The organism is Parasedimentitalea nitratireducens (genome assembly GCF_057444295.1).
The window spans coordinates 37,411-49,757 of sequence record NZ_JBYAXC010000007.1 but is presented as its reverse complement, the minus strand read 5'-3'; the positions used below and the strand labels follow the sequence as shown (position 1 = coordinate 49,757).

14 protein-coding genes are annotated in these 12,347 nt (G+C 56.9%); 10 read left to right on the top strand and 4 right to left on the bottom strand.

Going from position 1 to position 12,347, the window contains the following annotated elements; all coding sequences use genetic code 11:
• The first annotated feature begins 84 nt into the window (after positions 1-84).
• The 3 genes from rsmI to gshB are packed head-to-tail and all read left to right on the top strand — an operon-like array spanning position 85 to position 2,321.
• Positions 85-945, top strand: a complete 861-nt coding sequence (rsmI, locus tag AC2T28_RS18140; RefSeq protein WP_486750058.1) for a 16S rRNA (cytidine(1402)-2'-O)-methyltransferase — start codon at positions 85-87, stop codon at positions 943-945.
• Between the two features lie 2 nt (positions 946-947).
• Positions 948-1,328, top strand: coding sequence for a YraN family protein (locus AC2T28_RS18135; protein WP_486750057.1), 381 nt, complete (start codon positions 948-950; stop codon positions 1,326-1,328).
• A gap of 60 nt (positions 1,329-1,388) precedes the next feature.
• Positions 1,389-2,321, top strand: coding sequence for a glutathione synthase (gene gshB, locus AC2T28_RS18130; RefSeq protein ID WP_486750056.1), 933 nt, complete (start codon positions 1,389-1,391; stop codon positions 2,319-2,321).
• Between the two features lie 10 nt (positions 2,322-2,331).
• On the opposite strand, the gene AC2T28_RS18125 is transcribed toward gshB, so the two are convergent.
• The 4 genes from AC2T28_RS18125 to cobU all read right to left on the bottom strand — a co-directional run bounded on the left by AC2T28_RS18125 (position 2,332) and on the right by cobU (position 5,775).
• Positions 2,332-3,840, bottom strand: coding sequence for a YifB family Mg chelatase-like AAA ATPase (locus tag AC2T28_RS18125; RefSeq protein ID WP_486750055.1), 1,509 nt, complete (start codon positions 3,838-3,840; stop codon positions 2,332-2,334).
• Positions 3,841-3,930: 90 nt separating this feature from the next.
• Positions 3,931-4,617 (bottom strand): glutathione S-transferase, encoded by a 687-nt coding sequence (locus AC2T28_RS18120; RefSeq protein WP_486750054.1) that lies wholly within the window; start codon positions 4,615-4,617, stop codon positions 3,931-3,933.
• 58 nt (positions 4,618-4,675) lie between these two features.
• The gene (locus AC2T28_RS18115; protein ID WP_486750053.1) at positions 4,676-5,257 is read right to left on the bottom strand and encodes a histidine phosphatase family protein; all 582 of its coding nucleotides are present in this window, start codon (positions 5,255-5,257) and stop codon (positions 4,676-4,678) included.
• Complete coding sequence (cobU, locus tag AC2T28_RS18110; RefSeq protein WP_486750052.1) at positions 5,254-5,775, bottom strand: bifunctional adenosylcobinamide kinase/adenosylcobinamide-phosphate guanylyltransferase; 522 nt, start codon at positions 5,773-5,775, stop codon at positions 5,254-5,256. The genes AC2T28_RS18115 and cobU overlap by 4 nt, the downstream gene beginning before the upstream one ends.
• Positions 5,776-6,049: 274 nt before the next feature.
• On the opposite strand from cobU, the gene AC2T28_RS18105 reads away from it, so the two are divergent.
• The 7 genes from AC2T28_RS18105 (at position 6,050) to AC2T28_RS18075 (ending at position 12,313) form a co-directional block, all read left to right on the top strand.
• Positions 6,050-6,928, top strand: coding sequence for an RNA polymerase factor sigma-32 (locus AC2T28_RS18105; RefSeq protein ID WP_486750051.1), 879 nt, complete (start codon positions 6,050-6,052; stop codon positions 6,926-6,928).
• Positions 6,925-7,761, top strand: coding sequence for a ChaN family lipoprotein (locus AC2T28_RS18100; protein ID WP_486750050.1), 837 nt, complete (start codon positions 6,925-6,927; stop codon positions 7,759-7,761). The genes AC2T28_RS18105 and AC2T28_RS18100 overlap by 4 nt, the downstream gene beginning before the upstream one ends.
• Before the next feature lie 80 nt (positions 7,762-7,841).
• The gene (gene coaBC, locus AC2T28_RS18095; protein WP_486750049.1) at positions 7,842-9,038 is read left to right on the top strand and encodes a bifunctional phosphopantothenoylcysteine decarboxylase/phosphopantothenate--cysteine ligase CoaBC; all 1,197 of its coding nucleotides are present in this window, start codon (positions 7,842-7,844) and stop codon (positions 9,036-9,038) included.
• 49 nt (positions 9,039-9,087) lie between these two features.
• Complete coding sequence (gene dut / locus AC2T28_RS18090; protein ID WP_486750048.1) at positions 9,088-9,543, top strand: dUTP diphosphatase; 456 nt, start codon at positions 9,088-9,090, stop codon at positions 9,541-9,543.
• Entirely contained in the window at positions 9,543-10,589 is a 1,047-nt protein-coding gene (locus tag AC2T28_RS18085) for a HesA/MoeB/ThiF family protein (protein WP_486750047.1), read from the top strand. Before dut ends, AC2T28_RS18085 begins: the two co-directional genes overlap by 1 nt.
• Positions 10,590-10,654: 65 nt before the next feature.
• On the top strand, positions 10,655-11,446 hold the full coding sequence (locus tag AC2T28_RS18080; RefSeq protein ID WP_486750046.1) for a transporter substrate-binding domain-containing protein: 792 nt from the start codon (positions 10,655-10,657) through the stop codon (positions 11,444-11,446).
• A 66-nt stretch (positions 11,447-11,512) separates the two neighbouring features.
• Positions 11,513-12,313: an amino acid ABC transporter permease gene (locus tag AC2T28_RS18075; RefSeq protein ID WP_486750045.1), complete on the top strand. Its 801-nt coding sequence runs from the start codon at positions 11,513-11,515 to the stop codon at positions 12,311-12,313.
• The last annotated feature ends 34 nt before the right edge of the window (positions 12,314-12,347 follow it).

Below are 12,347 nucleotides of genomic sequence, written 5' to 3'. Positions count from 1 at the left end.
GACTTAAAACTCCCTGGACCGGCGATGAAATGCCGTGTTGGTGTTGGGAGTGAATAATAAACGACGAGATAGGCGGGTCCAGCGTTGAATCACCAGAAAGTAAGATTGTCTCCAGGACTGCACTTTGTTGCCACTCCAATAGGCACTGCGCGCGACATTACGCTTAGGGCGCTGGATGTTTTGGCATCCGCAGAAGTGATCGCCGCTGAAGACACTCGATCACTGCGCCGGTTGATGGAAATTCACGGGGTGCCGCTCGATGGTCGCCGGGTGATTGCCTATCACGATCACAGCGGTGAAGGCGCGCGGGCTGGGTTACTGGCAGCGTTAAGCGAGGGAAAATCGGTGGCCTATGCATCCGAAGCTGGCATGCCGCTAATTGCGGATCCGGGGTACGATCTGAGCCGGACCGCGGCCGAGGCTGGCCATACTGTGACGGTGGCGCCGGGTGCATCCGCCGGGGTGGCGGCACTGACTCTGGCCGGTTTGCCAACCGATGCGTTTTTCTTTGCCGGGTTCCTGCCAAATGCCAGCGGCGCCCGGCGCAAGCGGCTGGAAGAGGTCAAACAGATCCCCGGCACGCTGATTTTCTACGAATCGCCCAAGCGTGTTGCGGCATCGCTGGCGGATATGGCCGAGGTGCTTGGTGATCGCCCCGCCGCATTGTGTCGCGAGATCACCAAGAAGTTCGAAGAAGTGCGACGTGCATCTTTGTCTGAACTGGCAGCGCAGCTGGCCGAAAACGGCGTGAAGGGTGAGATCGTTGTATTGGTCGACCGCTCGAAAACCAAAGATGTGAACCCGGATGATCTGGAAAGTGATCTGCGGGCGGCCCTCCGGGATAACTCGGTCAAGGATGCTGCGGATATTGTGTCGAAACTGCATGACCTGCCCCGCCGCAAGGTTTACCAGATGGCGCTGAAGCTGCCCAAGGACGACGGATAGATATGGCTGGACCGCGGGATACGTATGACCGCGGCCAACGTGCCTATTTGGCTGGTGCCGCCGCCGAGGATCTGGTGGCGCGTCACTACGTGCAACGTGGTTATATCTTGGCCGAACAGCGTTGGCGCGGGGCAGGTGGAGAGATCGATCTGATTTTTCGTCAGGGCGATGCGTTGGTCTTTGTTGAGGTGAAACACAGCAAGACGCAGGCCCGCGCAGCACTACGGATTACGAACACGCAAATAGAGCGTATCTATGCCAGCGCGGGCCAGTATCTGGACAGAGAGCCCGCCGGTCAGCTGACCGAATGTCGCTTTGATGCGGCGCTGGTGGATGGCGCCGGCCGCATTGAAATCATCGAAAACGCCTTTGGACAGGGGTGAGGCATTGAACATGGGCAGCTGCTGGGCCATGTAACTGACCGACAGACAAGGGATAGACGCATGAAGATCGCCTTTCAGATGGACCCGATCGGGGACGTGGACATTAACGCAGACAGCAGCTTCCGACTGGCCGAAGAGGCACAGAAACGCGGACACGAGCTGTTTTTCTACGGACCAGACCAGCTTGCCTATCAAGAAGGACGGATTACCGCTCGTGGTCATGACATGACGGTGCAGCGTGTTGCGGGTGATCCAGCAGTGCTGGGCCCGCTACGCGAGGTGGAGTTGACGGATTTTGACGTGGTCTGGCTGCGTCAGGACCCGCCGTTCGACATGCATTACATCACAGCCACCCATTTACTCGACCGGCTCAAAGGGCAGACTTTGGTGGTGAATGACCCGTTCTGGGTGCGTAACTATCCTGAAAAGCTGCTGGTGCTGGATTTCCCGAACCTGACACCGCCCACTACAATCGCGCGCGACCTGGACACCATCAAGGCGTTTAAGGCCAAGCACGGCGATGTGATCCTGAAGCCGCTGTACGGCAATGGCGGAGCCGGGGTGTTCCGGCTGGACGCGAATGACCGCAACCTGACCTCGCTGCACGAGCTGTTCACCGGATTTAGTCGTGAGCCACTGATTGTGCAGAAGTTCCTGCCGGATGTGAGCAACGGTGACAAACGGGTGATCTTGGTGGATGGCGAACCGGTTGGTGCAATCAATCGTGTGCCTGCAGCCGGTGAGACACGGTCGAACATGCACGTGGGCGGGCGGCCAGAAAAGATCGGGTTGAGCGAGCGTGATCTAGAGATTTGTGCCGCCATCGGGCCATTGCTGAAAGAGCGTGGGCAGGTGTTTGTTGGCATTGACGTTATTGGTGATTACCTGACCGAGATCAACGTGACTTCGCCCACTGGCATTCAGGAGCTTGAGCGTTTTGATGGGGTGAACATTGCCGAGAAAATTTGGCAGGCAATCGAGGCAAAACTGTAGTCTCGGCAGCTTAGTGCGATGTGGCCAGCCTGAAGCTTAAGGCTTCGGCCACATCCCTACGTCGGATATCTGGTTCGCTGTCAAGATCCGCGATGGTGCGCGCAACGCGCAGCACGCGGTGATATCCACGCGCTGTCAGGCCAAACCTTTCAGCAGCGCGCATCAAAAGATCACGGCTGTCGCTGTCGATCTGTGCAGTGTGTTCCAACAACTCGCCTTCGATATCGGCATTTTGGCGCAAGTCCGGATGTTCAGCATAGCGTTCTGCCTGTAGAGTGCGGGCAGCGGCCACGCGACTGGCGACCTGCTGGGTTCCTTCGCCGTTGGCAGGCATGTCCATGTCCTGAAACGCTACCGGGGGGACCTCGACCCGCAGATCAAAACGGTCCATAAGCGGACCTGAAATGCGTCCCATATAGTCCTCGCCACATACCGGAGCACGTGAGCAAGCCCTGGAGGGATCTGTCAGATAGCCACATTTGCAGGGATTTGCCGCTGCAATCAGCAGGAAACGACTGGGGTATTTCACATGGGCATTGGCGCGGGCGATCATGACTTCGCCTGATTCAATGGGTTGGCGCAGGGTTTCCAGCACCGCGCGGTTGAACTCTGGGAACTCGTCTAGAAACAGCACGCCATTGTGGGCGAGGCTGATCTCGCCGGGCTTGGCCTGGCGACCACCGCCAACGATGGCCGCCATGGATGCGGTGTGATGGGGTTCGCGAAACGGACGGGCGCGATTGATCCCGCCTTCTTCGATCATGCCGCACAGGGATTGAATCATTGAGGTTTGCAACGCCTCACTCGGTGTCAGTGGCGGCAGGATGCCGGGCATACGAGCTGCTAGCATAGATTTTCCAGATCCAGGTGTTCCCACCATTAGCATGTGGTGGCGCCCGGCAGCCGCAATCTCCAGTGCGCGCTTGGCCCGTTCTTGACCTTTCACATCACGCAGGTCCTTGGTTGCGGGGCTATTGTTGACCTCACCTGGTTGGGATGGCGCGATGGGCATCTGCCCGGTGTAGTGACGCACCACATCGGCCAGGCTAGATGCGCCGATGACACAGGCCGCCTCGACCCAGGCAGCTTCGGCGCCCGAGGCCTGAGGGCAGAGCAAGGTGCGTTGTTCTTCGGCAGCAGTCATGGCGGCAGGCAGGGCGCCGACGACGGGAACAAGCGTGCCGTCTAGCGAAAGCTCCCCCAGTGCGATGGTTTCGGCGGCCGCATCTGCCGGAATGATTTCGATCGCGGCCAGTAAGGCGAGTGCGATGGGCAGGTCAAAATGGCTGCCTTCCTTGGGCAGGTCAGCAGGGGACAAATTGATGGTGATCCGCTTGGAGGGCAAGGCAATCGACATGGCCGACAGGGCTGAGCGGACTCGGTCACGGGCTTCGGATACCGCCTTGTCAGGCAGACCAACCACCGAAAAGGCGGGCAATCCGGGGGCAACGGCGCATTGCACCTCAACCGGGCGGGCCTCGACCCCTTGAAATGCGACTGTATAGGCTTGTGCAACCATCCCGGCCTGCTCCCAAAGCTCAAGCCAGAATGGTTGGAAATCATGGTTTCCGAATAGTTAACGAAAGCGTCTATTCACGGAGAATTGCCGTTAGCCGTCGAGGCTCCAAGCCCGTTTGGGCAGGTCCAGATCATAGGGCATTGGATCGTATTGCACCTTGCGGGCTTGTTCTTGCCAACGCAGGACTGCTGGATCGGTCAACAGCAGCTTGCAATAGTCGCGCGACGCCTGAGAGACGGGCAGATCGTACCCGACAATACGCGCGGCCACTGGGGTGTAAAACACGTCAGCCAGTGAATAGGCGCCAAACAGGTAACCCTTGGTGTTGTCGGATACAGAGCGGGCATGGGACCAAAGGGTTTCGACGCGCGCCAGATCTGCCTTCACGGCGTCCGAGGGTTCAAAGCCCTCCCAAATATGGTTCAGTTGCATAGCGCAGTCACCGCGAAGTGCGCCAAAACCGCCGACCATTTCAGCGCAAAGCCAGCGGGCAGTTGCCCGTTGAGCAGGATCCGCTGGCCAAAGCCCCGCATCCGGGTGCCGCTCGGCCAGAGTTTCACCCATGGCCAGGCTTTCGCCAACTACGGTGCCTTCGGGGGTGCGCAGGGTTGGAACCAGACGGGCCGGGGCCAAATGCGCCATGTCCTGTGCCATGGTGCCCGAGTAGAGCCCGATCATGTGGGGGGTGTGCGGGATTGCGAATTTTTCGAACATGAGCCAGCCGCGAAAAGACCAGCTGGAAAACATGCGGTCGCCAATATAGAGATCATAAGTCATATGGCGACGTTAGTGTAGTTTAAGGTATTTCAAAATGGAATATTTGTGAGGATTTATATCACAGATTTTGATTTATCTTGCTGAGCGTCCACCCACTTGAGCTCAGGCAAACTTCAGTGACAGACAAATTATCGATCCGGTGGGAAAAGGCTTCTTCAGCGGTCAGCCTGTCAGCCCTTTGGATCTGGGTCAATATTTGCCCGAAATGTCCAACAACCACCAGATTCCTTTTGGGGTGGCGTTGAACCAGCATGTCAATGGCGCCGTCCACGCGGGTGCAAACCTGATGCCAACTTTCGCCACCAGGTGGGGTGACATCCCCCGGAGTTTCCCAATAGGCGCGGATACGTTCGGGATCTTCGGCGTCAATCTCGGCCCAGGTGCGCAGCTCCCAATCTCCGAAATGGATTTCACGCAGGTCAGGGTCATGGGGCAGGCGGCTACGGTTGCCTTGAATGGCATCGGCGGTTGTGACGGCGCGGATAAGATCGGACGAGATGATCAGGGCGTCCTGTGGTAAATGGCGTTCCAGCCGCGCCAAAGCAGCGGTGTCGGACAGGTCAGCAGGCAGGTCAGACCAACCCACCATGGATTTGGCATGGGTTGGCCCATGGCGTACCAGAAACAGTCGCGAGGTCACGGCAATTGCCCCTTGAGCAGTATTGGCAAACCGGCAACAACCTGGATCGCAGTGTTGGCTTGGGCTGCCAATGCAATGTTCAACCGCCCCTGTGCTTCCCTGAATTGACGGGCAAGTGCATTATCGGGGACAATTCCCATTCCAACTTCATTGGAAACAATCACTAGCTTTGCCTTGCAATTGTTTATTGCTTTCAATAGATCTTGCTGCGCAGAAATAAGATCGTTTTCAGCCAATAGGTGATTTGTTAGCCACATTGTGGCGCAATCCAACAGGCAGATTTGTGATTCATTTAGCGATTCTAATATCGGTAAAAGGTCGAAACTTTCCTCATAGGTTGTCCAGCCATCACCTCTTTGCACGACATGTTTGTCTACTTTAACGCGCATTTCATCATCAACTATTTGTGATGTGGCTAAGTAAACTCTTTCTTTTCCAGAGGTTATGCATATTCGTTCGGCATATGAACTCTTTCCAGAGGCTGCACCGCCAAGAATAAATGTGACTTGTGTGGACAAGTTTAATAGCCTTTTAGTTACAGAAGCCGTGCCTGTGGGTAACCGCAGGGCCCGCTTAAAACAAGATAACACTAAGCAGTTCCCTGTGTCGCAATTGTCGAATGGGGAGGCAGGCAACAGGGTGGAGCATTATGCGCCGCTCCACTCAGGTCCCTGTTGCTGCGTGGCAGAAAGCCACCTTGCCAGATAAGCTGCAAATCATATTGATGGGCCCATTCTGAATAATGCGTTGCTCCAGGACGTAGACGGCTTAGCTGTTTTCGGGGGAAATTGCATGGCACGTGAAACACAACATGACAATCCATTGCCAAAGAAGGCGATGAAGGCGGAACTTTTAGACGCCGAAACCGAATTGCGCTTGGCTTATGCATGGCGTGATAACAGAGACGAGGCTGCACTGCACCGTCTGATCAATGCATATCTAAGACTTGCGATATCAATGGCCGCTAAATTCAAACGCTATGGCGCGCCCATGAACGATCTTATCCAAGAAGCCGGGTTGGGGCTGATGAAGGCTGCGGATAAGTTTGACCCAGACCGTGGTGTTCGGTTTTCGACATATGCGGTTTGGTGGATCAAAGCTTCGATCCAGGACTATGTGATGCGAAACTGGTCGATGGTTCGTACAGGTTCCACGTCATCGCAAAAGTCGCTATTTTTCAACATGCGCCGGGTACAGGCACAGTTGGAACGCACAGCAACGGCGCGAGGTGACAAACTGGACCGCCATCAATTGCACCAAAAGATCGCCAGTGAAATTGGTGTTCCTATTCGCGATGTGGAGATGATGGAGGGGCGTCTGTCGGGGTCTGATTTCTCGTTAAACGCGGTGCAATCGGCGGATGAGGATGGCCGCGAATGGATAGACGCGCTGGAAGACGACAGCACCCAAGCCGAGGATCTGGTAGAGCAACGCCATGACCGGCGGCAGTTGCGGGGCTGGTTGGTTTCAGCGATGCAGGCCCTGAATGGGCGTGAACGGTTTATCGTCAAAGAACGTAAACTACGCGATCGGCCACGGACATTGGAAAGCCTTGGGACTGAATTGGGACTGTCCAAAGAACGTGTTCGTCAGTTGGAAGCTGCGGCCTTTCTGAAAATGCGGAAAAGTCTTGAAACGCAATCGCGTGAGGTGCATAGCCTGTTGGCATGATAAACCTTATTAATTCTGTAAGAAAAGGCGCTACCTATGGCGGTGGCGCCTTTATTTTGTCCCTAGTTGCTGCTGGAAGTGCTGGATCGAGCCCGGAGCCTGACGTCGTGCGGGCCTTGGCCAAGGCAGATGTAGTAATTTTGGGAGAGGTCCACGACAATGCAGCCCATCATCAGATGCAGGCCGATGTGTTGGCCGAGCTATCGCCTAGGGCGGTGGTTTGGGAAATGATCACGCCAGAACAAGCCAGCGGGCTTGATCCGATGCAGATGGCGGAGGCAGCAACGATCGCAGAACAGTTGGACTGGGGCAATTCCGGTTGGCCGGACTTTGAAATCTACGCGCCGGTTTTTGCCGCTGCGCAAGGTTTGCAACAGTTTGGCGGCCAAGTGCCGCGCGCGGTGGCGGGTGAGGTCATGACACAGGGGGCGGCGGCGTTCTTTGGCGATGAGGCTGCCCTGTATGGGGTGAGTGCACCGCTATCTGATGGGGAGCAGCAGCAGCGTGAAGAAGATCAACTGGCCAACCACTGCAATGCGATGCCTGCGGAAATGCTGCCCATGCTGGTTGAGTTCCAGCGCCTACGGGATGCAACATTGGCGCAGGCTGTGGTGCAGGCACTAGAAGCTACTGGCGGGCCGGTTGCGGTGATCACTGGCAACGGACATGCACGGATAGACCGTGGAATACCGGTCTATCTGGCCAAAGTGCGACCTGAGCTGTCAGTGGTATCGCTGGGGCAGAGTGAGGCGGGGCAGATTTCCGGTGTATTTGACCTAGTCGCAGATGCGCCTGCAGTGGACCGCCCAGATCCCTGTTTGGCTTTTCAGTAGCGACATCGTCAGGAAAACCGTTTCACACTTGTGGTGTGGCACAGTAGTGTCGCTTGGACCGCTAGGCGAGGACGCATGACATGCTGGCTGACAAACATATTCTTTTGATCATTGGTGGCGGAATTGCCGCCTATAAATCGCTGGAGCTGATCCGGCGGTTGCAAGATCAAGGGGCGACGGTGACCCCAGTTCTGACCCGTGCTGGTGAAGAGTTTGTCACGCCTTTGTCGGTCTCCGCTCTGGCGGGCAAAGCGGTACATCGTGACCTGTTTGATCTGACGTCCGAGGCCGAGATGGGCCATATCCAGCTGTCCCGCAGTGCCGATTTGGTTGTGGTGGCCCCGGCGACAGCGGATCTGATGGGTAAGATGGCGCAGGGGCTGGCCAATGATCTGGCCTCGACCCTGTTGCTGGCCACAGACACGCCGGTTCTGATTGCCCCAGCGATGAATGTGCGCATGTGGGAACACCCGGCCACCCAGCGTAATATTGAAACCTTGAAGGCAGATGGTGTCAGCTTTGTTGGCCCGAACGAGGGCAGCATGGCCTGTGGTGAATTTGGACCCGGGCGGATGGCCGAGGTAGAGGAGATTGTTGCTGCGATCTCGACCAAGCTGTCCGATGGACCGTTGCAGGGGAAACGCGTTCTGGTAACTTCGGGGCCGACACATGAGCCAATTGACCCGGTGCGCTATATCGCCAACCGATCATCCGGGGCGCAGGGGGCAGCGATGGCCCGTGCTCTGCGCGATCTGGGTGCGGAGGTGGTGTTTATCACGGGCCCGGCAACGGTGCGCCCGCCTGAGAGGATGCAGGTGGTGCAGGTGGAGACCGCGCAGCAGATGCTGCAGGCGGTGGAGGCAACTTTGCCGGTCGAGGCAGGGGTTTTTGCCGCGGCGGTGTCCGATTGGCGGGTGCTGAATGCATCGGACCGGAAGCTGAAGAAATCCAAAGACGGCCTGCCAGTGATGGAATTTGCCGAGAACCCGGACATTCTGAAACAGGTGTCACAGATGGAGAGTGGGCGACCCAAACTGGTGGTTGGCTTTGCTGCGGAAACCAATGATGTGCTGGACCACGCTAACGCCAAGCGGCTGCGCAAGGGCTGCGACTGGATTGTGGCCAATGATGTATCACCTGCCACCGGTATCATGGGCGGCAGTGAAAACGCGGTGGTGTTGATTACCGATGCTGGTGCGGAAAGCTGGCCCCGCATGGGCAAGGACGAGGTTGCGCAGCAGCTGGCTGAACGCATTGCCGCAGAACTGGGCGCATAACTTTTTGCACCAGGCGCGTGTATTTGGAAAAACAAGAAGGGACACCGGCATGATTTCGATCCGGGTGGTGTATGACGCGGAGGCTGATCAGTCGGTGCCGCTGCCAAGCTATGAAACTGCGGGGGCTGCGGGAGCGGACTTGCGGGCGAACCTGCCAGATGGTGGCAGTGTGGTGTTGCAGCCCGGTGCGCGGGCACTGGTGCCGACTGGGCTGCGGATAGAAATCCCTGAAGGCTACGAGGTGCAGATCCGGCCCCGGTCGGGGCTGGCGCTGAAACATGGGATCACCCTGCCTAATACGCCGGGCACCATCGACAGCGACTATCGCGGGCCACTGGGGGTGATCGTAATGAACGCCGGGCAAGAGGCATTTGAAATTGCCCATGGCGACCGCATTGCCCAGATGGTGGTTGCGCCGGTACTGCAGGCCTCGTTTGAGGTGGTCGGGGACCTGTCTGACACCACGCGCGGCAGCGGTGGCTTTGGCTCGACCGGGCAGAGCTGATGTTGCGAATTCTATTTCTGGCCGCGTTGTTCTGGTGGGGCGGGCGGTTTCTGGGCATGCCGCTGGCGCTGCGAAGGACGCTTGTGCTGGTGCTGTTTGTGGGGGTGCTGATTGTCCATCTCACCCTGCCCAATGGGCATAATCTGCGGGTGGCAACCGGGGGATCGGTTGGACCCTGGCTGCTCTTGGGCGGCATTGGGATCTTGGCGTCGGGCTATGGGCATATTATTGCTGCCTTAAAGACACGCGCCCATGCCGAGGAGGCCCCCATGTCGCAGAAAACAGGCACATTTTCCGAAACTGAGCTGGATCGGTACGCCCGCCACATCGTTTTACGGGAATTGGGAGGCCCTGGGCAGAAGAAGCTGAAAAACGCCAGGGTGCTGGTGATCGGTGCAGGTGGGCTCGGTGCTCCGGCACTGCAGTATCTGGCGGCAGCGGGTGTGGGCACCATTGGGGTGATCGACCACGACGAGGTGGAAAACGCCAACCTGCAGCGGCAGGTGATCCACCGGGACAAAGATATCGGTATGCCCAAGGTGTTCTCAGCCGAGCAGGCGATGAAGGCACAGAACCCCTATGTGGAGGTGCGTCCCTATCATCGCCGACTAGAGGCCGAGAATGCCGAGGCGTTGTTTGCCGACTATGATCTGATTTTGGATGGGACCGATAATTTCGACACCCGTTATCTGGTCAATCGCACCGCCGTTGCGCTGGGCAAGCCGCTGATTTCCGGGGCCCTGTCGCAGTGGGAGGGGCAGCTAAGCCTGTTCCATCCCAGCAAGGGCGGCCCGTGTTATCAGTGCATCTTTCCCGAGGCCCCGGCTGCGGGGCTGGCACCATCTTGTTCCGAGGCCGGAGTGGTTGGGCCATTGCCGGGTGTGGTGGGGGCGATGATGGCGCTTGAGGCGATCAAGTATATCTCTGGAGCGGGAGAGGCTTTGCGTGGGGCAATGCTGATTTATGACGGGTTGTATGCAGAAACGCGACGTATTCAGCTAAAATCAACGCCTGATTGCCTGATTTGTGGAACAAAAAGCGACTGATCACTTGCGCCGAGGCGCCTCACGCGGCAAGTCTGTTGCAACAAAAAAATAGGAGAGGGGATATCATGAAATCGATTTTCACACTAACCGCAGCTGCGGTATTTGGTCTGGCCAGCGGCGCGATTGCGGCGGACCTGCCTGATCTGGGCGGCCAAGAAGTTGTTGTTGCGACAGAAAACGCCTATCCACCGCTGCAGTTTATCGACCCGAAATCGGGCGAAGCTATTGGCTGGGAATATGATGCGATGGCTGAAATTGCCAAGCGCATCAACATCACTGTGGTCTATGAAAACAGCAGCTGGGACGCGATGATCCCTGCGGTCAGCGAAGGCCAGTATGATCTGGGCATGACCGGTATCACCATCCGCGAAGACCGCAAGGAAAAAGTCGACTTTTCCGACAAATACCTGACATCGCAGATGCGAATGATCGTGGCTGGTGACGAGAGCCGTTTTGATGATGCCAAGAGCTTTGCTGCCAACAGCGATTTCCTGGCGGCCGCACAGCCGGGCACCACACCGTTCTACGTGACTGTCTATGACATTCTGGACGGTGACGAGGCCAACCCTCGTATCAAACTGTTCGAAAACTTTGGCGCGGCTATTCAGGCCCTGCGCGTTGGCGACGTCGACCTGGCACTGTCTGATAGCACAGCAGCTAACGGCTATGTGGCGTCTTCAGATGGTGGTTTGAAAATTGTTGGCGAACCGCTGGGCACCGAGGACTTTGGGTTCATTTTCCCAAAGGGAAGCGAACTTGTTCCTTCGATCAATGCCGCAATTGCCTCGATGGAGGCGGACGGTACGCTGGATGCGCTGAACACCAAGTGGTTCCTTGAGTATAAAATGGGCCAGTAACACCAACTGGTTTTAATATCCTGATCCCCGGTCCTTTGGGCCGGGGTTTTTACTTGAAAGACGACTATGGCTGCGCGCTCAAACGACAAAGAAGATTTTCCTTGGTGGCTGGTAGCGGTGCTGCTGCTGGGTCTGTATTTTGGCTGGCAGGTGGCAAGCGACGATCTGTATCTTCAGGTCCTGGGCACCCTGTCCAAAGGCATCAAGACCACTATTTTTGTAACCATCGTTAGCTTTACATTGGCATCCTTGCTTGGATTGTTGCTGGCGCTTGGGGCTGGGTCTAAGTACTTGGTGGTTCGACAGATCACCCGGCTCTATGTCGAAGTGGTGCGCGGCGTTCCGATCATCGTGCTATTGCTCTATGTGGCCTTTGCCATGGCACCGGCATTGGTTGAATTCCGGAATTGGGCTGGCGAATATCTAGGCCTAGACCCAATCCGAACCCGACAGTTTCCGCTGATCTGGCGTGCGATCATTGCGCTAATGATTGCCTATTCGGCCTTTATTTCCGAGGTGTTTCGCGCGGGTCTGCAATCGGTGGACGAGGGCCAGATCGAAGCCGCTAATGCGCTGGGGTTGAACCGCTGGCAAACGTTTCGATTTGTGGTGTTCCCGCAGGCCATTCGCACCATCATGCCGCCGCTTGGCAATGACTTTGTTGCGTTGGTTAAAGACAGCTCGCTGGTGTCGGTTCTTGGCGTGCTGGATGTGACCCAACTGGGTAAGGTGATCGCAGCCGGAAATTTCCGCTACTTCGAGACCTACAATGTGGTGGCGTTGATCTATCTGACGATGACCATTGGCCTGTCCTTGATGCTACGCCGGTTTGAAAGTCATCTGCGGGATAAGCAAACGGTCGAGTAAGCGATTTTATTGCGTGCAGCGCGGATTGTTGCTG

What these genes read in the sequence shown, in the direction of transcription:
- AC2T28_RS18135 (WP_486750057.1), top strand. Translation starts at nt 948, where the DNA reads ATGGCTGGACCGCGGGATACGTATGACCGCGGCCAACGTGCCTATTTG.
- gshB (WP_486750056.1), top strand. Translation starts at nt 1,389, where the DNA reads ATGAAGATCGCCTTTCAGATGGACCCGATCGGGGACGTGGACATTAAC.
- AC2T28_RS18125 (WP_486750055.1), bottom strand. Translation starts at nt 3,840, where the DNA reads ATGGTTGCACAAGCCTATACAGTCGCATTTCAAGGGGTCGAGGCCCGC.
- AC2T28_RS18120 (WP_486750054.1), bottom strand. Translation starts at nt 4,617, where the DNA reads ATGACTTATGATCTCTATATTGGCGACCGCATGTTTTCCAGCTGGTCT.
- AC2T28_RS18105 (WP_486750051.1), top strand. Translation starts at nt 6,050, where the DNA reads ATGGCACGTGAAACACAACATGACAATCCATTGCCAAAGAAGGCGATG.
- AC2T28_RS18100 (WP_486750050.1), top strand. Translation starts at nt 6,925, where the DNA reads ATGATAAACCTTATTAATTCTGTAAGAAAAGGCGCTACCTATGGCGGT.
- coaBC (WP_486750049.1), top strand. Translation starts at nt 7,842, where the DNA reads ATGCTGGCTGACAAACATATTCTTTTGATCATTGGTGGCGGAATTGCC.
- dut (WP_486750048.1), top strand. Translation starts at nt 9,088, where the DNA reads ATGATTTCGATCCGGGTGGTGTATGACGCGGAGGCTGATCAGTCGGTG.
- AC2T28_RS18085 (WP_486750047.1), top strand. Translation starts at nt 9,543, where the DNA reads ATGTTGCGAATTCTATTTCTGGCCGCGTTGTTCTGGTGGGGCGGGCGG.
- AC2T28_RS18080 (WP_486750046.1), top strand. Translation starts at nt 10,655, where the DNA reads ATGAAATCGATTTTCACACTAACCGCAGCTGCGGTATTTGGTCTGGCC.
- AC2T28_RS18075 (WP_486750045.1), top strand. Translation starts at nt 11,513, where the DNA reads ATGGCTGCGCGCTCAAACGACAAAGAAGATTTTCCTTGGTGGCTGGTA.